Genomic DNA, 20,521 nt, shown 5'->3' with positions numbered 1-20,521 from the left:
CCAACCTCTATCCGGTAACACCGAAGAAAGTGATTAGTCCACTCCCATGATACGTACTGGACATATACATATGTTATACACATATTCCTTATTTTTTTAAGGGAAGGGTGCCGCTAATGGGAAAAGGAGGGAAAACGAAGCGCACATATGTAAAGAAAAAACGAAAGTGCACCGGTGCTAAAAGAATCAAAAAGAGCGTTGGTAACCAAAAGGCGAAGCGTCAAAGAAAACGGAAGATCCGAATCTTTATTGATCAGCATGCCTTACAAGCAGCAATCGAGGAAGCCAAGTCACAAATCAAAGCAGAGCTGGCCCTATGGACCGGGATGCAGCGCGCTCATGACCCCAGAGCGGAACGGGAGACGGATGGTACGGCAGGACTGCCCGGGATTCCCGGACCGCAAGGCATACAAGGGGTGCAAGGCCCTTCGGGGACGGCAAGCCTCCGCGGGCCGGAGGGGCCGCAAGGCGCACAGGGTCTCCCCGGACAACCGGGAGGCCCTGGCCCCCAAGGAGCATCAGGGATGCAAGGGACACCAGGCGCACCGGGAATTCCAGGGCAGGTCCAGAAGGACCCGAAGGTCCGCAGGGACCGCCTGGACCCGTCGTTATACCAGGAGTAATCGTGTTACCGACGGCAGCCCGTTATTTTTACATGCCGGAGACAGATCTGGATTTAACGGAGTCAGCTGCGGTCGCGGTCAGTCAATTCACGAATGATGAAGGTGACGCGGTTGCGGATTTTTCGACGCTTGGGCCCAATAGTTTCAGCAACCTCTATATCAACGGGATCATCCAGCCGGGAAATTCGTACAGCGTCAATCCGTCGGAACTATATTTTCCGCCGCAAAGCACGACGATCTATGCGGGGACTCCTATTGTTTTGGAAACGGTGCAGTTAACGGCGAATGTTACAGTCTAGCACTTTTTTGTATTTTCCCCCACGCCGATTCAAACCTTCCTGCATTTACTAGGGAAGAGGATCGGATGGTTTTCAAAGATTCTGGTTTGAAAACCTGGATGTTCCTCAACCAAAAAGGGAGGGGAGAATATGCCAATCGTATCCCCATATCAGAACAGCGTTAGAATTCACTGCAACCATTGGTTCAGGTACCGGAACGGGAGCGACCTTCGTCATTGCCGCAACAGCCTTCACCAATGACGCGGGAGTGGCTGCCACGGCTTTTCCGGGGACGTTCAATTACTACAACCTTTATTTGAACGGTTTGATGCAGACGGCCGACGTCTCGTCAGTGACGACAACGACGCTTACCATTCCTGGAGGCGACGTGTTGGACCCCGGTACCCCGGTTGTCGTTCAGATTGTTGTTTCTTGATCAGACGAGGAATAACGGATCGGCCGGAGGTCCTCTTTGCATGTTATTTGGAATTGAGGGCGGTTTGCTCGATCAATTCTTTTCCTTCGTTCCGTACATTTCCGACCGATCTCGATACGGGATAGGAGTACATGTCCTCTGCCTCGTGAGGCCGCAGCAGTCCCTGCAGCAAGTCCTTATCGGACACGCCGGGATCCAGCCAAATGTTCAGCTCTTCCTCACCAAGAATAACGGGCATACGGTCGTGGACCTTCTTCGTAAGGGAGTTCGGCTTTGTCGTAATGATCGTGCAGCTCGTGATCAGCTCGCCCTCTGGGCTTTTCCAATCATCGTACAGGCCGGCAAAGGCAAACACGTCTCTCGATTTCACCCGGAACCGGTAGGGCTGCTTATGATCGCCTTCATGAGTCCATTCGTAGAATCCGTCGGCCAACACGGCCATTCGTTTCTCAGGAAAAGCTGACCGAAATGCCGGCTTGCTGTCAATCGACTCCGCACGGGCATTAAACGTATGGTAGGCCATCTTTTTCGTCTTGGCCCAGAACGGCAGCAGCCCCCAGTGAAACCCCTGCAGTATCCGCTTACCGTGATCGCTTCGAAGGCCCGCAACCGTTTGCGTCGGGGCTATATTATACCGGGGAGTGATCTCATACTGGACCTCACCGATGTCAAACAGTTGGACGAGCTCCTCTTCTTCAACCGCCAATGTATAACGTCCGCACATGTCATGTCCTCCTTATTTGATCCCAGCGTTTCTTTTTATTACCCCAAAAATGAGTGAGGCGTGCAAAAATGAAACGAAGACACAGCGGCGTCGTATTATAGAGTATTCAAACAGAAACGAGGTTAACGCCAATGCGTTATTTATTATGCTTTCTTCCGCCGCTGGCCGTTCTGAGCTGCGGTAAACTGGGACAGTTCATCTTAAGCATCATCCTAACGTGCATCGGCTACATTCCGGGCGTCATTCATGCGATGCTTGTGGTTCATTCATACAAAGCGGATCAACGGACGGATCGGATCGTACGGGCTATTCGGGAAGAGCATCGATAAAATGAGGGTATTCTTAAGTAAATCGACGTTTTATAATATAGGTCTAATATCAAGTTAAAGGTTCCCGAATAGGGGCCTTTTCTTTTGTATGGGATCCAACCATGTTATTTCGGTCAGCCGTTTTCTTTGGCAGGGAAAATTAACATAGGATTCACTTTCCTGTATAATTAAGGAAAAGATGCGAGGTGGAACCCATGAAGCGTTTTTCCTTAGGGGATAAGATTCTGATTTTTTTCCTGCTCGGGTTGGCGGCACTGTTTATCATCAGTTTTTTTGTGGTACGTTACATCATCCAGCATGTGTCATTTGCTCCGTGAGCGGTCAGCAATTGATATAAAAGGGGTGGCCCACTGAAAAATTTGAGGTATAATCCAATCGAACGTTATGAGCTGACTTGATTATTCCGGAACGGCCGGCTGCGTGATCCCGTTCTATCCATAAAGGAGTCGATACATATGCCGGTGCTGATTATGGGAATCGTGTTTGTTGCGATTGGATGGTTTGCCAGAAAAAAGCCGGAATCGTGGTGGTTCCGCAGATTCGGCGAAGACCGGTATGCGGAGCTGAGCGAGGATCGGCGTTGGTACCTTCGCTTTGCCGGCATGATCCTGATCATTTTGGCGGGCTGTTATGTTTGGCAGGTGTCTATAGTATTTGAATACAAAAAACCTCTCTGATTCCAGAGAGGTTTTTCTCTTAAACGCTAAGCCGCTTACAGTGTCAGGCCGCCGTCCACGAGGACTACGGAGCCGACCATATAGCTCGACCGGTCTGAGGCCAGGAAAGAGACCATTTCGGCGAGTTCCTCCGGCTGCGCGTAGCGGCCGATCCGCATACTGCTGACTTCTTCGGGCATATAGCCGCCCGTTGCGTTTAACAAAACCGCGGCCGTCACGGCGGCTTTTCTGGTCGGCGCTGTTTCCGGCATCGTGGGTGCGGGCGGATCGTTTATACTGATTCCGATCATGCTGACAGTGCTGCGCATTCCCATCCGGACGACGATCGCTACCTCGCTGGCCATCGTGCTGATTTCGGCGGTCGGCGGGGTCATCTGCAAAATATCCGGCGGGGGCATTCCGCTCGGACCGACCGTCTTTACCGTCCTCGGCAGCCTGATCGGAGCACCGCTCGGATCGAGGATCAGCTCCAGGATGAACGTGACATTATTGCGGTATGCGCTGGTGGTGTTAATTGCCCTCACGGCCGTGAAAATCTGGGCGTCCCTGCTGTAAGAAGGGCCGGATGGAATAAGTTTCATTGCGGCATCCGGAACCGTGCAAGTGTAGTTTTGTTTTTTTTGCTCTATAATATACCCATACCGGTATATCGATAGAAAAGGTGGGATCCTCACATGGAATACAATTATACGGATGAAATGAAAACACGTCTGCGCCGCATCGAAGGGCAGATCCGGGGCGTGCTGCGCCTTATGGATGAAGGAAAATCATGCAAGGAGGTCGTTTCCCAATTGTCCGCCGTGCGCAACGCCTCGGACAAGGCGATCGCCCAGATCGTCGCCGAAAACCTGCAGCAGTGTATCTTGGCGGAACAGGCGGCCGGGAATATGGACACCGGAAAAATGGTGAAGGAAGCCGTGGAGCTGCTGGTGAAAAGCCGGTAAACCCTGGCATTTGACAACCCCGGAGGAAATCAATATACTTTGCTTATCCATATGAATATTCGGAATATACGCGGAAAGAGCGAAGTAGCGGGAAGTCCCTGTTCTCAGAAAGCCGGGGGTCGATGCGACCCGGCAGCACACGGTCCTGACGAATTACACTCTGGAGTATCTTGGGTAATGCCAAGCGGAATGGCCAACGTTACATGCGCCGTCGAGTGGTGCAGCATGCCTTGAACGAGGCGGCCCTGCGCAATGTGGGTGGTAACACGGTTATTTACAATCGTCCCTTAGGTCTGTTTCAGGCCGGGGGGCGATTTTTTGCGTTTCCCGTCTTCATGAGGAAGCCTTGCATCCGGGCAGAGCCCGCCTCGATCCATGTATAACCGATTTTTAGCCCCATATATCATAAACAAACAAAGGAGCTGGACAAGGAATGAACATTATTGACGAACTGGAATGGCGCGAGGCCATTAACCAACAGACGGACGCGGAGGGACTCCGCCAATTGACGGAGGAGAAATCGATCTCCCTGTACTGCGGCGTCGACCCGACCGGGGACAGCATGCACATCGGGCACCTCATCCCGTTCATGATGCTGAAACGGTTCCAGCTGGCCGGACACCGGCCGGTCATTCTGATCGGCGGCGCGACCGGAACGATCGGCGACCCGAGCGGACGCCAGTCCGAACGTACGCTGCAGACGATGGAGCAGGTGCAGGCGAACGTGGACGCCCTCACCGCCCAAATGAAGAAGCTGTTCCTTACGGAAGGCGACAACCAGCTGCGCATGGTGAATAACTATGACTGGACGCATCAGCTGAACGTCATTGATTTTCTCCGCGATTACGGGAAAAACTTCAGCATCAACACGATGCTGGCCAAGGATATCGTTGCAAACCGGCTCGAAACCGGCATTTCGTACACGGAATTTTCCTACCAGATCCTGCAGTCGATGGACTTCCTGCACCTGTACCGGGAAGAGGACGTCCAGCTGCAGATCGGCGGCTCCGACCAATGGGGCAACATCACGAGCGGCCTGGATCTTATCCGGAAAAAGGAGGGCTCGGAAGCGAAAGCATTCGGCCTGACCATTCCGCTTATGCTGAAGGCGGACGGTACGAAATTCGGCAAAACCGCCGGCGGCGCCATTTGGCTCGATCCGAAGAAAACGACGCCGTACGAGTTCTACCAGTTCTGGGCGAACACGGATGACCGCGACGTCGTCAAGTACCTGAAGTACTTCACCTTCCTGGACAAAGAAGCGATCGACGCTTTGGCCGAAAAGGTGCAGACCGAGCCGCACAAACGCGAAGCGCAGATTACGCTGGCCGAGGAAATGACCCGGTTCGTCCATGGCGAAGAAATGCTGGCCCAAGCTAAGAAGATCACGGCTGCGCTTTTCAGCGGCGACATCAAGTCGCTCACCGCGGACGAAATCGAGCAGGGCTTCAAGGAAATGCCGACGTTTGAAGCGTCGAAGGAATCCAAGAACATCGTCGACTGGCTCGTCGATATCGGCATCGAGCCGTCCAAGCGCCAAGCGCGCGAGGATCTGAATTCGGGAGCCATCTCCATGAACGGCGAGCGCGTCACCGACGCCGAGCTGGAAGTAAGTGCGGACCACGCCATCGAAGGCCGGTTTATCATCATCCGCAAAGGCAAGAAAAAATACCATCTCGTGAAGCTGTCCTAGTCTCCCGGACGATTTATCGGGGTCAAGAACTGCGTTAGAACGTCAAACGGGATCTATCACAAAAAAAAGGCTTTCCTGCCGTCCATAGGGACGAAGGGAAAGCCTTTTTGCTGTGCATCCGAACCTACGAGGACGGGAGTCTCCGTAGGCGGCGGAAGGGCCGGGTTACGCCTTTTCCTCAACCGGACGCTCAACGTGAAGCGGTGGAGGAACGAGCCAACCCTTCTCCTTGTTCATGCGCAAAATCCGCACGCCGAGGGCGGTTTTGGTCGCATGGTATTTGGCGAATAACGCGCCGATGTCCTCGCGGATGGACATGCCCATAATCGCGCTGCAGGCGGTCAGTCCCGCGGCGGTGTCGGCCGCCAGCTTGGCGCCGATTTCCTGGTCCACAAAGCGGGCCCCGGGAGGTATGTCTTCCAGATTGACGGCCGGTCTGTCGGCAATAATCGGCGCGGGGACGACGCCGTTGTCGGTCAGCAGCTTGTCGCATTCCTTGATTTCGGTCTTCGCTTGGTCGATCAGGTCCTCAAGAATTTGTTTGAGGTCTTTGTCTCCGGCATGGTTCAGGTACACCTGATAGCAGGAGACGAGTCCTTTGGCCATCATGGAAACTTCCCATACATTGAAGACTTCGCCATAGTGCATCGGTTGATGTTTCGGATTTCCGTCGAGAATACCCATCGATTTCATTCTCTCCTTAGTTTTAGGTAGGGCAGTACCATTACATTATGAGCAATTCCCATCGGTTTCATGTACGCAGCCGGCCCGCGGGAGAACAACACGATAAAAAATTGATATATTTTTGACATATTTAATATAGAAAATTGAAATGAGACGTTCTACCATATAGGTACATTGGCAAAAGGAGGATGACTATGCAGATTCGCCCCCCTGCCGTCCCTTTGGTGACGGTGGATCCTTATTTCAGCGTCTGGTCGATGGCCGACCGGCTGACGGATGACGATACGAGGCATTGGACCGGACAGCGGCAAGGCATGGCCGGATTGATCCGGATTGACGGCAAGACCTTGAGGTTTGCCGGACGCGTAGAGCCCAACGCAGAGCGGTATTATACCGAGCCGGAAGCGATGACCCAAGTGGAATGCCGCCTGACGGCATTGTCCACGATTTATGTGTTTGAACAGGCGGGAATCCGCCTGCAGGTTCGATTTACGACCCCGCTGCTGATGGATGATCTGGACCTGCTGTCGCGTCCGGCATCGTACGTTCAGTTTGATGTCAAGGCTATAGACGGCAAACGGCATGACGTGCAGGTGTATTTTGACGTGACCGGCGAGTGGTGCGTGGACACCAGCGACCAGAAGGTGATATGGCAGCGCCGGGAAGCGGAAGAACTGGTCCTGCTGGAAATGAGCCATGAGCAGCAGGAGGTGCTGAACCGCTCGGGCGACGATTTGCGAATCGATTGGGGGCGGATGTACCTGGCCGTCAAGGCCGGCCCGCAGGTCCATACGTTTATCGATACCGCAGATCTCCGCAAGCGCTTCGTCCGGGGAGAGGGAATTCCACCAGATGGATCTCAGCCTATGCCGCAGGCGGTCCGGGAGCGGACGATGGTACTGGGAAGCATTTGGGATGCGGGAGCCATCGGAGCCGAGGCCACCGAATGGACCGTCGTTCTGGCTTATGACGATGTGTATGCCATTGAGTATTTCGGAGACAAACGGGAGGCGCTGTGGAAAAGAAGCGGAGGATCCGCGGACGCGATGATCCGGCAGGCGTTTGCCGACCTTCCTTCCGTGATCCGGCGGTGCGAGGATTTCCATCAGAAATTATGGGCGGATGCGGTTGCGGCCGGAGGCGAGAAGTACGCCGAACTGCTCGTGCTGGGATACCGGCAGGCGATCGCCGCCCACAAGCTGGTGACCGACGCAGCGGGGAACGTGCTGTTCATGTCCAAGGAATGCTACAGCAACGGCTGCATCGCCACCGTCGACGTGAGCTATCCGTCGATTCCGCTGTTCTTGCTGTACAATCCCGAGCTGGTCAAAGGCATGATGCGGCCGATTTTTCGCTATGCGTCAAGCGACGCCTGGCCGTTTGATTTTGCGCCCCATGATGTCGGCCAATACCCGCTCGCGAACGGACAGGTTTATGCGGAGAACCGGATGGAAGGGCAAATGCCCGTCGAGGAATGCGGCAATATGCTGATTATGGCCGCGGCGGTGTCCCTGGCGGAGGGGAATGCGGATTTTGCCGCCGAGCATTGGGAGCTTCTCGCCGCATGGGCCGCCTATTTGCTGGAGCATGGCCTGGATCCGGAGCATCAGCTGTGCACCGACGACTTTGCCGGCCACCTGGCCCGAAACGCCAACCTGTCCGTCAAGGCGATTATGGGCGTGGCTGCATTTTCGCTTCTCAACCGGATTCGCGGGCATGCCGGGGAGGCCGGCCGCTTTCTTGCGGCCGCCCGGGAGATGGCGGAGAAGTGGGAGACGCTGGCGGAGGACGGTGACCATACCAAGCTGGCTTTTGGCCAAGAGGGGACCTGGAGCCTCAAGTACAATCTTATTTGGGATCAGATCTTCGATACCCGGTTGTTCAGCGAAAAGACCGCGGAGAAGGAAGTGGCCTGGTACCTGGCCCGGCGGAGCCGGTATGGCGTGCCGCTGGACAGCAGAGCTTCCTATACCAAGTCCGATTGGCTCGTATGGGCTGCTTCGCTTGCGTCCCGGCAGGAGGACTTCGAGAAGCTTGTAGCTCCGCTATGGGCTGCCTATCATGATACGCCGGACCGCGTTCCGATGACCGACTGGTACGATACCGAAACCGACCGGCAGATGAATTTTCAGCACCGGAGCGTCGTTGGCGGATTGTATATCAAGCTGCTGAAGGATCAGGGGCTTTCGCGCTGACCTTTCGGCTTAATTGAGTGTAAGCCCTTTAATTATGTGCGCTCCCATTGTAAAATGGTGGACAAAACCATATGACAAGGGGACGATCGAATGAGCACAGCAGCGAGCAGGCTGCCTGACAGCAAGCAGCGCATACCATTATGGGAGGATGTTCCGCTGGGACAAGGCGGGCCGGAGAACGAGGGCTGCCCCAGCATTACGCCTTATCTGCTTGAAGGAGAAGGACCTTATCCGATGATGGTGGTATGCCCGGGAGGCGGATACGTCATGCGCGCAGACCATGAAGGCGAACCGATCGCCTTGTGGCTGAACAGCATCGGAGTATCGGCGGTGGTGTTGAACTACCGCGTATCGCCGAACCGCCACCCGGTTCCGCTGGGAGACGCTCAGCGGGCAATCCGCACGGTGCGAAGCCTTGCAGCGGATTGGAACATCGATCCGGCGCGGGTCGGCATTCTGGGCTTTTCCGCCGGTGGACACTTGGCGTCCACCGCCGGCACCCATTTTGACGCGGGCCAGGCGGATGCGGAAGATCCGGTTGAGCGTGAGAGCAGCCGTCCCGATTTGCAGGTGCTGTGCTATCCGGTCATCAGCTTCGGGCCGTATACTCACGAAGGCAGCAAGTATTCGCTGCTTGGGGATCAGCCGGACCCGGAACTGGTCCAGTATTTGTCCAACGAGACGCGCGTCACGCCGGACACGCCGCCGGCCTTTATTTGGCATACCGCCGATGACGGGGCCGTTCCGGCGGAGAACAGCCTGCTCTTCGCCCTCGCGCTAAGCCGCGAGAAGATTCCTTATGCGTTGCATGTGTTCGAGGCTGGACGTCACGGGCTAGGGCTCGCGGAGGAAGAAGAAGCGGTCAAGGCATGGCCGGACCTGTGCGCGACCTGGCTGAGAGAACGGCATTTCATACAATAATGCTTGCACCCGGAGGAAGGGACGACGCTTATGAAGCGGACGTCCCTTCTTGCCGTTAAGGAAGGGATAAGCACTTCCTTCCTCTCCAAGGCATACGCTGGTTACGAACGAGTTGAATTGAAAACCTCCAGGAGGATGATACAGAAGTGATGACCCGTACTTTTGGCATCGGAAACCCAGGCAGGGGATGGGTATGAACACCACGCTCGGCCTTATGTCTGCCAAGTCGGCCAGGAGATCCCGTTATCTTCCCTATGTCGAGGCAGCTAGTGAGGCAGGTTTCAAACGGCTGCTTCTTTTTGCGCCTGAAGATGTGGACCTGAGCCGGCGAAAAATCACCGGTTACGCTTATCAAAATCATAAATGGGTACGAACGGTACAGGGCTTCCCGGATCTTATCTATGATATAGGCCATTACAGGACGATCCGCGGTTACCAGCAAGCGGAAGAGATCAAGTCTTTCGGCCGGCTGCCCTTTGTTGGTGACTGGCTTGGCAATAAGTGGGTCGTCTATCAGGGACTGAAGGCGTCCCCGGAAATCGCGGAGCATTTGGTGGAGACGGAGCTGCTGATTCAGGCGGCAGATGGAATCTCCATGCTGGAGCGGCACAAATCGGCCATGCTGAAACCGGTTAGCGGAGACTCGGGCACCGGGATCAAACGAATCAGTCTTCACAAGGATATGCTGTTGATTGAGGAAGACGGGGCCGCATGCCGCGGCATCAAGGTGGAATCGGCAGGGAGATACCTCGATCAGTTGGCCGCCAAAGGTTATCTGATGCAGCCGGCGCTCGATTTACGCGTAAACAGCCGAAACCCTTGGGACTGCCGGGCGCTGATCCAGAAAGATGGGCTGGGCAGCTGGAGCTTTACCGGACTCGTCGTCCATGTAGGACAGACAAGCCGTCTGACGACGCATCCGGAGCACGGCGGGCAGACGTTGGAGGGGTATCCCTTTTTGGCCAAAAGATTTGGGCCGGAGGAAGCAAAGAGGCTGCATGACCAGGTGGGGGACCTGTCACGACAGGTCGCGGAGCAGCTGGAGCTATATTACAACCGGAGCTTTGCCGAATTGGGCGTCGACTTGGCCATAGGCGAGGATGGGTCCCTTTATATTCTGGAAGTGAATCATAAGCCGGGCAAGCCGTTCATGCGAACAGAGCGTGACCGCGAACTTTATCTGAAAAGCATCCGGGTGCCGTTCCAATACGCGGCTTATCTGGCTCATACGCAAGCGGCGGTTATTCCGGCGGCACCTCCATGGTCGCGGGATACGTCCGGATGCTCCAGAGCGGAGCTCATCGAACAGATCGTCCAGGACGGCATGGCCTTCTACCGGACTCCATACCGGTTCGGTGCGGTGCCTTGGTCCATCGACGCGTTCGATTGCAGCTCGTTCATGCAATTTATTTTTGCCAGAAACGGACTGCTGCTGCCGCGTACGTCCAGACAGCAAAGTCTGCTGGGATATGACGTGGCCAGAAAGAATCTGCAGCGGGGCGATCTGCTGTTCTTTTCCGTCCACTCCCGAGTGCATAAAAAAGGGCTGGAACGAATCGGCCATGTCGGCATTTATCTGGGCGGTGGCCGGTTCCTTCATTCCTGCAAAGTGGGCGGCGTCGTGGTCACGGAGCTTTCGGATCCTTATTGGAATCGGCTGTTTATCAAAGGCCGCCGGGTGATTGAAGAGGATGGCTGCCCTTAGGCAGCGTTTGGTCATCATTTTTCAGCACTCCTTATCAATCGCAGAGGCGTGGGATATAATGGATTCGTGCATGTCCCATAGGATAAGGAGGATCATCCGAATGAGTGTAAAAATATCGCCTTACATTGTAATGAATGGCAATTGTGCAGAGGCAGTTGCGTTTTATGAAAAAGTACTGCAGGCCAAAAACCTGGGATTGTCCCGCTTCAGCGATATGCCGGATCCGGATCATCCGCTGCCGGATGAGGCCAAAAATCGCGTGCTGCACGCCGCACTTGAGTTTGACGGCAACACGCTGCTCTTCTCCGATACGTTTCCGGGAAATCCGTATCAGCTGGGAGATCAGCTGAGCATCGCCATTACATCGAAAGACAGTGAGCGCCTCCAATCGGTTTTCGCCGGATTGTCGGATGGGGGGCAGGTGCTGATGGAACTGCAGGAGACGTTTTGGAGCCCGGCATTCGGCATGGTCCGGGACAAGTTCGGCATCACGTGGCAGGTCAGCACAGAGCAATAGGAATTTAATAGGCAGGCCGGTACGGACTGCGAATCCAGACAAATGCTGCTAAGGCAATCCGCCAGCTTAATACGCGTCAATCAGAAATAAGCCACGGCACAATCGAACCGCTGCGATCTCCATTCGAAGGGCAGCGGGAACGAGGACCGTGGCTTTTTTGGCTTGGACTGGAACCTGGCCCCTGCGTGGAATCTTCCTGATTTATACACGCCGATGACAAAATCCGCGAATGTGTGATATCCTTGTGAAGGATGATACAAACCTGCTTTCCTATAGATTCTCGTTAGTGATATCCATTATGGGAAAGTTTGTGAAAAATATCATTTGTTTGGCATTTATGGCGGGTTTCCGCCCGGAAATTATACGAACCCATTCGTCATGGGTACATTATAAGGAAGGGAGCATGAGGCATGCTCAAACAATTCATGAAAGCCTCACGCTTCGGGGTTGTGCCGGTCATGCTGATTCCGGTCGCGCTCGGAGCGTTGGGGGCTTTTGTATGGAACGGCGTTTTTAACGTCTGGCTGTTTCTGATCACGCTCGTCGGCGCGGCGGCGGCCCACCTGTTCTCCAACATGGTGAACGACCTGTGGGATTACAAGAGCGGGACCGATACGGCCGCCAAAGAGGCAGTGGATGCGGTCTCCACGAACTCGGGCTTTTTGACGGGCGGCGTGTGGAGCATTCGCAAGTTTGCGGCGGTCACTTGGGCGCTGTTTGGTGTTGCCGCGGCATGCGGGATTATATTGACCGTATTTTCAGGACCGTGGGCTTTCATTTTCGGCGCCCTTGGCGGCTTAATCGCATACTTCTATGTGGCGCCTCCGCTGCAGTTCGGATACCGGGGCAAAGGCTACTCGGAAATCGCGATCCTACTCTCGTTCGGCGTTCTTCCGGTCATGGGGGCCTATTATGTGCAAACCTCGCATTTGGATCTGCGGGCACTGCTTCTGTCCCTGCCGATCGGCCTGTTAACCACGCTGATTTTGTTCAACCACCACTTTTTGCATTGGCAGGCGGACCGTCAGGCCGGCAAACGCACGCTGGTGGTCGTGTGGGGCGAGCGAAGAGCGCTCGGCTTCTCCCGGTTCCTGCTGCTTCTGTCCGCGCTGATGCTCGTCGTCAGCGTCATTGCCGGGGCGCTTCCGGTATACGGACTGCTGGCCCTGCCTGGCATGATTCCGCTGTATCAGGTGTACGGCAAGCTGAAGTCTCATAATAACAGCCATGCTTATATTCCGCTGATGGGAGCGTCTGTAAGATCGACCCAGCGGAGCGGGATCATTATGATTGTGTGTTTGCTGATTCAAGGCTTGATCTGACCTTACGGCCCGATTGACTTAATCGAGAAAGGAAGTTCGATGATACATGGTACAACAACGCGTTTTTGGGGATTTTCACACGATTCTGTCGGAGGGTGAAGTTTGGAAGATCGGCGGCTTTCCGCTGCCGGACGGTACGTTCTGGGAATACCGGGAGCCTGATGCGGTGGTCATCGTCCGCAACGGCATTCTGTACGTCCGTGCTCCATTGAGCCGGCAAAACGATCAGATTCAAATTTTGGACAATGCGAAGCATATGTATTATTCGGTGGAAACGGTCAAAGTACCGGATAACGGAGTGGTCGACTTCGAACTGCAGATCCGCGCACGCTCGGTCAATACCGTGCCGAACGATCTGTACGACGGCTACGTATCGCTTAACCTGCTGGATTTCACGACCGGAGCGGCGCTGGATTTCTTTGCCGGCAACGACAAGTATGCCAGTGTGTACGCGGTTCTTCCCTTCCCGGGGGTAGAGGTTCCGCCATCGGACAAGACGCGGTATTTCTGCATCTTTAAAGAAGACACCAACTTTAAGGCACGGGAATTCAACACATACAAAATTACGTACGACCGTGGAAACGACGAAGCCGTGTTCTATTTGAACGGCACTGAAATCCGCCGGGAGAAAAATATCCCGATCAAGTTCAACGAGTTTACGATCGCGCTCGGCATCATGACCGAGAAGGACATCTCGCCGGAAGGCAGCGTGTCCGTTCATGGGCAGGTCGTGACGGCCGAGTATTCGCCGGTGACCGTGACGATCGACGACCGTTCGGAGAACAAACGGGCTGCTGAAGAAGAGTAAACGTAGGAGGGGAGCGGTGCGCATCAAAGCCATAATATAAGATGGTTGCGCACCGGTACGGCGTCTGAATGACGCATCTGGCTCCTCTTCCAGGAAAAAAGGGCTGGTCCCCAGGTAGATCAATCTACCGGGGCCCAGCCCTTCTACATATTCTATGAATCTATAGAGAATGAATTGAATTATTTCTTCAGGTCCTCGATCGACTGAACGTCTACATAGGACGGCACGACCAGTCCTGTTTTGACACCGGTCATATTGGCGCCCAGATCATCGATCTGATCCTTGAATTTGGCGAGGTAATCGGCGTGGGTCAGCGGCAGCCAGGCTGCGGCCGATGCATCCACGTCTCCGTTGGCAACGCCGGTCCACATCGGTCCCGCCTCTACCTGCAGGGCGGTTACCTTGTAGCCCAGCTTATCCTGAAGGATGTACTGCAGCAGGTTGGTGCTGGCGATTTCCGAATCCCAGGCTACGTAGCTGAGCTTCAGCGGGTTGCCGTTAACGGGCTTCAGGTCCTTGATCCATTCGTTGACCCGGTCGGCGTGGCTGTCAGCCCATGCCTTGGCGGCCTCTTCCGGCTTCTTGCCTTCTTGGATCGCGGTCATGATCTCGCCCATTTCATCGGAGGACCATTCAAACCGGTCAAGGAATGCGTAAGCGGTCGGCTCATCCTGTTCCAGACCCTTGCGGGCGATCGTATGGATTTCCTCGGCTTCGCCATATACTTTCTTCGGATCATCCAGATATTTCAGGTCATATTTGGAGAACATCCAGTGCGGTGTCCATCCGGTAATGACGATCGGCTTTTTGGCCTTAATATCTTTGGCCAGCGTAGCCGTCATCGCTGCGCCGGAGCCTTCGATCAGCTTCCAGTCGGATAAGCCGTATTCTTCGATGGCCTTGTTGGTCGCTTTCATGATCCCCGCACCGGGGTCGATGCCGATGATCTCGTAGTTGACCTGTTTACCGAAGGAATCAGCGCTGCCTTCTCCGCTTGCCGATTCGCCGGAGCCGTTTTGGCCGCAGGCGGACAGCATCAATGCGCCTGCCAGGCCCAAGCTTGCCAGGATCGTCCATTTTTTCTGTTTTTTCATGTTATGCACCCCTTTTTTTGGATTTAAATAGGTTTTGCGTAAAGCGGTCGAGCACGATGGCGAGAATAACCACCGCAAGACCCGCTTCGAAGCCTTTCCCGATTTGGAGCTGGGTTACTGCGCGGTATACTTCGGCTCCGATGCCCTGGGCGCCGATCATCGAAGCGATGACGACCATGGACAGCGACAGCATGATGGTCTGGTTGATGCCGGCCATCAGCGTCGGCATAGCCAAGGGCAGCTGCACCTTGAAGAGCTTCTGGGGTGCGGTGGAACCGAAGGCATCGGCCGCTTCCGTGAGCTCGCCGGACACCTGCTGAATGCCGAGCAGGGTCAGGCGGATCGTCGGCGGAATGGCGAAGATAACCGAAGCAATGACCCCCGGCACGACGCCCAGGCTGAAGAAGGTGACTGCAGGCAGCAGATAGACGAAGGCCGGCATCGTCTGCATGAAATCAAGAATCGGCGTAATGATGCGGGAAGCTCCTCTGCTGTAAGCGCACCATATGCCGATCGGAACGCCTAAGATGACCGAAATCAGGGCGGAGGTAATGACCAGACTGAGGGTGTCCATCGTCTGCGGCCAGTACCCCAGGTTATAGATCAACAGAAATCCGATCACCGAGAACAGCGTCAGGGATATCCGTCCGACCAGGAAGGCAAGAATACCGAGTATGACGATAAACAGGAACGGATGCGGCAGCATGAACAGCCAGGTAAATCCGTTAACGATGCCCTCGATGACACTGGAAATGAAGTCGAACAGGACCGTCAGATGGTCTCCCATCCAGCCAACCAATGCTTCAATCCACTCATCCAGCGGTATTTTCGGCATTTGGGCTCACCTCCTTCGGACTGTTCTCTCCGGCGAGCGCTCCAAGCAGAGCGCCGCGGACGATCACGCCGGCGAGACGGTCGTTGTCGTCGACGACGGCGAGCGGCACCTTGGACATGCTGGTGATCTCAAACAGCTCGTTGATCAGGACGTCCGGATGCACTCTGGGGCCATCCGTGATCAATATATCCGCAAGCGTTTTGCCGCTGCGCATCGCTTCCGAGGCATCCTCCGCCGTGATGACGCCGAGCAGCCGCTTGCTGCGGTCGATGACGAATAGGTTGGAAATGCCGCGCTCGCGCATCAGCTCGAGCGCCACACGGGGCCCCCGGTCGGGCATGATCGTCTCCGGACGGCGCATGACATGAGCGGCGGTCAGCACCTTGGACAGGTCGACGTCCTCGACGAACCGCTCCACATAGGCGTTGGCCGGCTGCGTCAGAATTTCCTCCGGCGTGCCCACCTGCACGACGGCACCATCCTTCATGAGCGCAATCCGGTCGCCGATCCGCAGCGCTTCGTCCAGATCGTGCGTGATGAAGATAATCGTTTTCTTCATCGTCTCCTGCAGTTCGAGCAGCTCATCCTGCATGTCGCGGCGGATCAGCGGATCGAGCGCGCTGAAGGCTTCGTCCATCAGCAGAATCTCCGGGTCATTCGCGAGCGCCCGGGCCAGCCCGACACGCTGCTGCATGCCGCCGCTCAGCTCGTCGGGGGATTTATTTTCCCAGCCCTTGAGGCCGACCAGCTCGAGCGACTTCATCGCTTTTTCCGTGCGCTCCGGCTTTCTGACCTTTTGAATCTCAAGCCCGTATTCCACGTTTTCCAGTACGGACCGGTGCGGAAACAGCGCGAACTTCTGAAAGACCATACTGATCGTCTGGCGCCGTACTTTTCGAAGCTGCTCCTTGTTCATTTTTCTTAAATCCTGCCCGTGAACGAGGATTTCCCCCGCCGTAGGCTCAATCAGCCGGTTCAGCATCCGGACGAGGGTGGATTTGCCGCTGCCGGACAGCCCCATAATGACGAAAATTTCGCCAGCTTCAATACTGAGGTTGACCCGGTTCACCCCGACGGTCACGGATTTTTCCTTCGCCAGCTTCTCCTTGTTCCAGCCTTGTTCGAGTAGCCCGACGCTTTGCTCCGCCTGGGTTCCGAACAATTTGCTGACTTGTTTAAGCTGCAAAATAGACAACTGTGATACCCCCTTATTGCTTCTCTATCGTTGATAAGTGCGAACACGATGCTGCGTGAATAACCAACGGTAACAGTGTAACAATTAATATATATAGTATCAAACGTTTTAACCGTACGTAAAGAACGTACAGAAAAAACTGTACGAAATTTACTGCCGAATGCTCCCATATCCGCCGTTTTCCTGACGGATCGGTTTCTTTACAATTAAAATCGGTTTACATACAATAGACGATGAAGGTTTGGTCTTCTCCATACTTTTTCACTTACAATCACGGGCAACACAAGCGGATTCCGGACCTTGTACAGGCTTATCGGGCCGGGGATTCTGCGGAGAATGGTTGAACAAATAAGGAGGTTGCAAGCATGAGCTTGGACCAATTCGAAGATGAACGCGACGCAGCAATCCACAAGGTGCGCAAGCGCGTCATTGAAACGATCGGAAGAAACATGGACTTATATGGAATCTCCCAGTCTACCGGACATTTATACGGGCTGCTTTTTTTTGCAGACAAACCGATGACGCTGGATGAAATGGGACGGGAAATGAAAATGAGCAAGACCAGCATGAGCACGGGCGTCCGGACGCTGCTGGACTTGAAGATGGTCAATAAAGTGTGGGAGAAAGGCTCCCGCAAGGACTTATATGAAGTGGAATACGACTGGTATCAGACGTTTACCGACTTTTTCGACATCAAATGGAGAAAATCGGTTGAGAGCAATATCCTGATTCTGAGCAAGTCCATCGACGAGATGGGCAGGCTGCTGACAGAGTACGAGCATGATCCCGGGTTCACCGAGCTGCTGCGCAAGGATATCGCCAAGCTGCACGAGGCTATTGCCTATTACGGCTGGCTGGACCGGCTCATTGATACGTTTGAGAGCGGAGAAATTTTCAAGCTGGTCCCGAAGGAGCCTCCAACCCCACATAGCTAATTATAAAAAGCAACGGAACCGGGCTGCGATACAGCAGTCCGGTTTTTCTTATAATATCAGAAAGTATAAACCCCAGAGCCATTGCTTCCTGATATTGCAAGAAAAACTTCCTTTAAACGCGGTCTGTCTTCTTTTAAGGTGCGTCGATATACGTTTTTCTTATAATATCAGAAAGTATAAACCCCAGAGCCATTGCTTCCTGATATTGCAAGAAAAACTTCCTTTAAACGCGGTCTGTCTTCTTTGAAGGTGCGTCGATAGACGTTTTTTTTATTTTCAAGACGCCAGGCGTGGTGATTTTTGTAGTTGACATCCGGCTGCCTTCGGTCATATGGTGTAATTTAGTAAAAGTTAGACGAAGAGCTGAGCGAGGAGAGATGAAGATGGTTACGGGTTATGCCGGATGGCAGGAAGATGAGTTAAGGCGGGAGCAAGGCCGGCTGCAAGCTGAATACGAGGCGTACCGGCGTCTGAATTTGAAGCTGGATATGTCCCGGGGCAAGCCATGCCCGGAACAGCTGCAGCTTTCGAACGAAATGATGGACGTTCTGCCGTCCGGAGAAGAGCTGCGGGCGGAGGACGGGACGGACTGCCGCAATTACGGAGGCCTTGACGGAATCCCGGAGGCGAAGCGGTTTTTTGCCCAAATGCTTGGGGTTTCGCCTTCCGAGGTGATCGTTCAGGGCAACTCCAGCCTAAACCTGATGTATGATGCGCTTGCCCGGGCGATGCTGTTCGGGGTGCTTGGCAGTGAGCAGCCGTGGAGCAGGCTCCCGTCCGTCAAATTTCTGTGTCCAAGCCCTGGGTATGACCGTCATTTTGCGATCTGCGAGCAGCTGAATATCGAAATGATCACCATAGATATGACGCCGGAAGGGCCTGATATGGACGCTGTAGAGAAGCTTGTCGCCGAAGACGACTCCATCAAGGGGATTTGGTGCGTGCCGAAGTACAGCAACCCTGGCGGCATCACCTATCCCGACGAGACGGTAGAACGGCTGGCCCGGATGAAGACGAAGGCGGGCGACTTCCGCATTTTCTGGGACGACGCTTATACGGTCCATCATCTGACTTCAAGTCATGACGAGCTGAAAAATATGCTGGAAGCCTGCTCAAACGCCGGCAATCCCGACCGTGTGTTCATCTTTGCATCCACTTCCAAGGTGACCTTTCCCGGTTCCGGCGTAGCAGCCTTGGCAGCGAGCAGGGACAACCTCAGTCATATGAAAAAACAGCTGTCCGTGCAGACGATCGGCCCGGATAAAGTGAATCAGCTGCGGCACGTCCGCTTTCTGAAGAATATGGAGCACCTGGGCCGCCACATGGAAAAGCATGCCGCAATCATCAAGCCGAAATTCGATCTGGTGTTGAACAAGCTGGAGTCCGGGCTAAGTTCTAAAGATATCGCTACATGGAGTAAGCCCAGCGGCGGTTATTTTATCAGCCTGGATACGATGGACGGCTGCGCACAGGAGATTGTGCGGCGTGCGGCGGAAGCCGGGGTGACCCTAACGCCTGCCGGAGCTACTTATCCGTATGGGCGAGATCCGCGGGACCGCAACATCCGTATTGCGCCAACCTATCCATCGCTCGAAGAGCTTGCACAGGCCATTGATATTTTGTGCGTATGCGTGCAGCTGGTATCGATCGACCGTATTTTGGCGGATCAATAGAGCAGCAGCATTTTATTAAGACAGGCAGGTCAGGAGGAATGGGGTCGGAGAAGATACCGCAGGGTCGGTATCCCGGCCCAGCCTCCGGCCTGCCGTTTCTTTTTGCCCGATGAACCGGAATATGGCGGCCTGCCCTAGTCAAACGGAATCCAGCATGTCGTTAGACAGCCCCTCGGACGCCCTTGTTCCACGAGGAACGTTTGGTGGTCAGTCCATTAGGTAAATATCTTTTTTGGATGCTTTGCATGGATTCCCTTATCTGAACCGTCAAACTGAATAGAACGAACTTAATAGAGAAGAGATGTGATGGAATTGATCAAAACGACGGCTTTGAAGACGGGAGTCCAGACGGCATGGATGAAGTGGGAGGGCTTGTTCGACCGGATCACGCGGCTGCGGAGCAAGCGGGTGCTGAGTTACGGAATTTGCAAGCTGGTGGTTCGGCCTTTTCACGGGAAAAGCATTTGCAGCGACAGCGGGCAGTGGCTTCATGCCGGCGACTGGATCGGAGAGCTCCATTTGGATAACGGGCAGGTGCTGGAGCTGTCGCGGAGTCTCGGGCCGGACAGGGCGGCGCTGAAAACCGCCAGGCTTCTGAAGCAATCGCTCAGGCAGATCCGTGAAGCGATGGATCAGGTTCCCGAACTGGCCGAGGTCAAAGCGCTGACCGGAATTACGCTGCTTCACCGGGGACTGACCCATGGGCTGGGTTTCGAGCAGCACCAGCTTAAGGCCGGATGGTTCCGGCTGCTGACGACGATTTATTTAAGGTTTCTGCTGCGAATGCTGCATCCCGCCGGGCAAAAACGCGTGAAGCACAGCGCTCCCAAGCTGGTTCCGCAGATGCTGCTCATGACCAGGCAAGCGTTCATGGAGCGATACCGCCGCGAAACACCTTTATATAACGTCGTATAACAATGAATTAATAACATT

General features: G+C 54.6%; 21 protein-coding genes and 2 pseudogenes. 17 read left to right on the top strand and 6 right to left on the bottom strand.

The window, feature by feature from the left end:
• Positions 1-116: 116 nt before the first annotated feature.
• The 3 genes and pseudogenes from FHS19_RS35360 (at position 117) to FHS19_RS21250 (ending at position 1,337) form a co-directional block, all read left to right on the top strand.
• Positions 117-623: a collagen-like domain-containing protein gene (locus FHS19_RS35360; protein WP_221224016.1), complete on the top strand. Its 507-nt coding sequence runs from the start codon at positions 117-119 to the stop codon at positions 621-623.
• A 2-nt stretch (positions 624-625) separates the two neighbouring features.
• Positions 626-922 (top strand): DUF4183 domain-containing protein, encoded by a 297-nt coding sequence (locus FHS19_RS21255; RefSeq protein WP_221224015.1) that lies wholly within the window; start codon positions 626-628, stop codon positions 920-922.
• Positions 923-1,051: 129 nt separating this feature from the next.
• A pseudogene (locus FHS19_RS21250) lies at positions 1,052-1,337 on the top strand (DUF4183 domain-containing protein).
• 43 nt (positions 1,338-1,380) lie between these two features.
• On the opposite strand, the gene FHS19_RS21245 reads toward FHS19_RS21250, so the two are convergent.
• Positions 1,381-2,061 carry an SOS response-associated peptidase gene (locus tag FHS19_RS21245; RefSeq protein ID WP_183583765.1) on the bottom strand — a complete coding sequence of 227 codons (681 nt, stop codon included), beginning with the start codon at positions 2,059-2,061 and terminating at the stop codon, positions 1,381-1,383.
• 131 nt (positions 2,062-2,192) lie between these two features.
• On the opposite strand from FHS19_RS21245, the gene FHS19_RS21240 reads away from it, so the two are divergent.
• Together FHS19_RS21240 and FHS19_RS21235 are read left to right on the top strand one after the other, a co-directional pair.
• Positions 2,193-2,390 carry a YqaE/Pmp3 family membrane protein gene (locus tag FHS19_RS21240; RefSeq protein WP_183583764.1) on the top strand — a complete coding sequence of 66 codons (198 nt, stop codon included), beginning with the start codon at positions 2,193-2,195 and terminating at the stop codon, positions 2,388-2,390.
• Positions 2,391-2,845: 455 nt separating this feature from the next.
• Entirely contained in the window at positions 2,846-3,067 is a 222-nt protein-coding gene (locus FHS19_RS21235; protein WP_183583763.1) for a DUF6199 family natural product biosynthesis protein, read from the top strand.
• A 35-nt stretch (positions 3,068-3,102) separates the two neighbouring features.
• On the opposite strand, the gene FHS19_RS35025 is transcribed toward FHS19_RS21235, so the two are convergent.
• On the bottom strand, positions 3,103-3,225 hold the full coding sequence (locus FHS19_RS35025) for an SDR family oxidoreductase (protein WP_376771946.1): 123 nt from the start codon (positions 3,223-3,225) through the stop codon (positions 3,103-3,105).
• Positions 3,226-3,256: 31 nt separating this feature from the next.
• Between FHS19_RS35025 and FHS19_RS35020 the strand changes: the two are divergent.
• The 3 genes and pseudogenes from FHS19_RS35020 to tyrS form a co-directional block, all read left to right on the top strand.
• Positions 3,257-3,622, top strand: a pseudogene (locus tag FHS19_RS35020) (sulfite exporter TauE/SafE family protein); the annotation flags it as partial.
• 119 nt (positions 3,623-3,741) lie between these two features.
• Positions 3,742-4,011 (top strand): metal-sensitive transcriptional regulator, encoded by a 270-nt coding sequence (locus FHS19_RS21225; protein ID WP_094595256.1) that lies wholly within the window; start codon positions 3,742-3,744, stop codon positions 4,009-4,011.
• Between the two features lie 433 nt (positions 4,012-4,444).
• The gene (gene tyrS / locus FHS19_RS21220; protein ID WP_183583761.1) at positions 4,445-5,704 is read left to right on the top strand and encodes a tyrosine--tRNA ligase; all 1,260 of its coding nucleotides are present in this window, start codon (positions 4,445-4,447) and stop codon (positions 5,702-5,704) included.
• 165 nt (positions 5,705-5,869) lie between these two features.
• Here the strand turns inward: tyrS and FHS19_RS21215 are convergent, their stop codons facing one another.
• On the bottom strand, positions 5,870-6,388 hold the full coding sequence (locus tag FHS19_RS21215; RefSeq protein ID WP_183583760.1) for a DUF3231 family protein: 519 nt from the start codon (positions 6,386-6,388) through the stop codon (positions 5,870-5,872).
• A gap of 188 nt (positions 6,389-6,576) precedes the next feature.
• Between FHS19_RS21215 and FHS19_RS21210 the strand changes: the two genes are divergently transcribed.
• The 6 genes from FHS19_RS21210 to FHS19_RS21185 all read left to right on the top strand — a co-directional run bounded on the left by FHS19_RS21210 (position 6,577) and on the right by FHS19_RS21185 (position 13,856).
• Positions 6,577-8,583: a glutaminase family protein gene (locus FHS19_RS21210; protein WP_183583759.1), complete on the top strand. Its 2,007-nt coding sequence runs from the start codon at positions 6,577-6,579 to the stop codon at positions 8,581-8,583.
• 90 nt (positions 8,584-8,673) lie between these two features.
• Positions 8,674-9,504 carry an alpha/beta hydrolase gene (locus tag FHS19_RS21205; RefSeq protein WP_183583758.1) on the top strand — a complete coding sequence of 277 codons (831 nt, stop codon included), beginning with the start codon at positions 8,674-8,676 and terminating at the stop codon, positions 9,502-9,504.
• A 193-nt stretch (positions 9,505-9,697) separates the two neighbouring features.
• On the top strand, positions 9,698-11,209 hold the full coding sequence (locus tag FHS19_RS21200) for a YheC/YheD family protein (RefSeq protein ID WP_183583757.1): 1,512 nt from the start codon (positions 9,698-9,700) through the stop codon (positions 11,207-11,209).
• Between the two features lie 100 nt (positions 11,210-11,309).
• Positions 11,310-11,726: a VOC family protein gene (locus FHS19_RS21195; RefSeq protein ID WP_183583756.1), complete on the top strand. Its 417-nt coding sequence runs from the start codon at positions 11,310-11,312 to the stop codon at positions 11,724-11,726.
• A gap of 410 nt (positions 11,727-12,136) precedes the next feature.
• Positions 12,137-13,048 carry a prenyltransferase gene (locus tag FHS19_RS21190; RefSeq protein ID WP_183583755.1) on the top strand — a complete coding sequence of 304 codons (912 nt, stop codon included), beginning with the start codon at positions 12,137-12,139 and terminating at the stop codon, positions 13,046-13,048.
• A gap of 46 nt (positions 13,049-13,094) precedes the next feature.
• Positions 13,095-13,856: a DUF6081 family protein gene (locus tag FHS19_RS21185; RefSeq protein WP_183583754.1), complete on the top strand. Its 762-nt coding sequence runs from the start codon at positions 13,095-13,097 to the stop codon at positions 13,854-13,856.
• 179 nt (positions 13,857-14,035) lie between these two features.
• Here FHS19_RS21185 and FHS19_RS21180 read toward each other — a convergent pair whose 3' ends face one another.
• From FHS19_RS21180 to FHS19_RS21170, 3 genes are read right to left on the bottom strand one after another with little or no spacing between them, the layout of a single operon-like run.
• On the bottom strand, positions 14,036-14,950 hold the full coding sequence (locus FHS19_RS21180; RefSeq protein WP_183583753.1) for a glycine betaine ABC transporter substrate-binding protein: 915 nt from the start codon (positions 14,948-14,950) through the stop codon (positions 14,036-14,038).
• Between the two features lies 1 nt (position 14,951).
• The gene (locus FHS19_RS21175; RefSeq protein ID WP_183583752.1) at positions 14,952-15,785 is read right to left on the bottom strand and encodes an ABC transporter permease; all 834 of its coding nucleotides are present in this window, start codon (positions 15,783-15,785) and stop codon (positions 14,952-14,954) included.
• Entirely contained in the window at positions 15,763-16,980 is a 1,218-nt protein-coding gene (locus tag FHS19_RS21170; RefSeq protein WP_183583751.1) for a quaternary amine ABC transporter ATP-binding protein, read from the bottom strand. Before FHS19_RS21170 ends, FHS19_RS21175 begins: the two co-directional genes overlap by 23 nt.
• A 365-nt stretch (positions 16,981-17,345) precedes the next feature.
• On the opposite strand from FHS19_RS21170, the gene FHS19_RS21165 reads away from it, so the two are divergent.
• The 3 genes from FHS19_RS21165 to FHS19_RS21155 all read left to right on the top strand — a co-directional run bounded on the left by FHS19_RS21165 (position 17,346) and on the right by FHS19_RS21155 (position 20,503).
• Entirely contained in the window at positions 17,346-17,915 is a 570-nt protein-coding gene (locus FHS19_RS21165) for a GbsR/MarR family transcriptional regulator (protein WP_183583750.1), read from the top strand.
• Between the two features lie 377 nt (positions 17,916-18,292).
• Positions 18,293-19,588: an aspartate aminotransferase type Ic gene (locus FHS19_RS21160; protein ID WP_376771933.1), complete on the top strand. Its 1,296-nt coding sequence runs from the start codon at positions 18,293-18,295 to the stop codon at positions 19,586-19,588.
• 306 nt (positions 19,589-19,894) lie between these two features.
• The gene (locus FHS19_RS21155; protein ID WP_246426709.1) at positions 19,895-20,503 is read left to right on the top strand and encodes a YkoP family protein; all 609 of its coding nucleotides are present in this window, start codon (positions 19,895-19,897) and stop codon (positions 20,501-20,503) included.
• The last annotated feature ends 18 nt before the right edge of the window (positions 20,504-20,521 follow it).

Source organism: Paenibacillus rhizosphaerae (assembly GCF_014192015.1).
Classification (GTDB): domain Bacteria; phylum Bacillota; class Bacilli; order Paenibacillales; family Paenibacillaceae; genus Paenibacillus_AQ; species Paenibacillus_AQ rhizosphaerae.
The sequence above is the reverse complement of the archived record's forward strand: the minus strand, read 5'-3'. Positions and strand labels throughout refer to the sequence as shown.

What these genes read in the sequence shown, in the direction of transcription:
- FHS19_RS21215 (WP_183583760.1), bottom strand. Translation starts at nt 6,388, where the DNA reads ATGGGTATTCTCGACGGAAATCCGAAACATCAACCGATGCACTATGGC.
- FHS19_RS21180 (WP_183583753.1), bottom strand. Translation starts at nt 14,950, where the DNA reads ATGAAAAAACAGAAAAAATGGACGATCCTGGCAAGCTTGGGCCTGGCA.
- FHS19_RS21195 (WP_183583756.1), top strand. Translation starts at nt 11,310, where the DNA reads ATGAGTGTAAAAATATCGCCTTACATTGTAATGAATGGCAATTGTGCA.
- FHS19_RS21205 (WP_183583758.1), top strand. Translation starts at nt 8,674, where the DNA reads ATGAGCACAGCAGCGAGCAGGCTGCCTGACAGCAAGCAGCGCATACCA.
- tyrS (WP_183583761.1), top strand. Translation starts at nt 4,445, where the DNA reads ATGAACATTATTGACGAACTGGAATGGCGCGAGGCCATTAACCAACAG.
- FHS19_RS21240 (WP_183583764.1), top strand. Translation starts at nt 2,193, where the DNA reads ATGCGTTATTTATTATGCTTTCTTCCGCCGCTGGCCGTTCTGAGCTGC.
- FHS19_RS21155 (WP_246426709.1), top strand. Translation starts at nt 19,895, where the DNA reads ATGGAATTGATCAAAACGACGGCTTTGAAGACGGGAGTCCAGACGGCA.
- FHS19_RS21185 (WP_183583754.1), top strand. Translation starts at nt 13,095, where the DNA reads ATGGTACAACAACGCGTTTTTGGGGATTTTCACACGATTCTGTCGGAG.
- FHS19_RS21165 (WP_183583750.1), top strand. Translation starts at nt 17,346, where the DNA reads ATGAGCTTGGACCAATTCGAAGATGAACGCGACGCAGCAATCCACAAG.
- FHS19_RS35025 (WP_376771946.1), bottom strand. Translation starts at nt 3,225, where the DNA reads ATGCGGATCGGCCGCTACGCGCAGCCGGAGGAACTCGCCGAAATGGTC.
- FHS19_RS21235 (WP_183583763.1), top strand. Translation starts at nt 2,846, where the DNA reads ATGCCGGTGCTGATTATGGGAATCGTGTTTGTTGCGATTGGATGGTTT.
- FHS19_RS21190 (WP_183583755.1), top strand. Translation starts at nt 12,137, where the DNA reads ATGCTCAAACAATTCATGAAAGCCTCACGCTTCGGGGTTGTGCCGGTC.
- FHS19_RS35360 (WP_221224016.1), top strand. Translation starts at nt 117, where the DNA reads ATGGGAAAAGGAGGGAAAACGAAGCGCACATATGTAAAGAAAAAACGA.
- FHS19_RS21210 (WP_183583759.1), top strand. Translation starts at nt 6,577, where the DNA reads ATGACTATGCAGATTCGCCCCCCTGCCGTCCCTTTGGTGACGGTGGAT.
- FHS19_RS21160 (WP_376771933.1), top strand. Translation starts at nt 18,293, where the DNA reads ATGAAGATGGTTACGGGTTATGCCGGATGGCAGGAAGATGAGTTAAGG.
- FHS19_RS21225 (WP_094595256.1), top strand. Translation starts at nt 3,742, where the DNA reads ATGGAATACAATTATACGGATGAAATGAAAACACGTCTGCGCCGCATC.
- FHS19_RS21175 (WP_183583752.1), bottom strand. Translation starts at nt 15,785, where the DNA reads ATGCCGAAAATACCGCTGGATGAGTGGATTGAAGCATTGGTTGGCTGG.
- FHS19_RS21245 (WP_183583765.1), bottom strand. Translation starts at nt 2,061, where the DNA reads ATGTGCGGACGTTATACATTGGCGGTTGAAGAAGAGGAGCTCGTCCAA.
- FHS19_RS21200 (WP_183583757.1), top strand. Translation starts at nt 9,698, where the DNA reads ATGAACACCACGCTCGGCCTTATGTCTGCCAAGTCGGCCAGGAGATCC.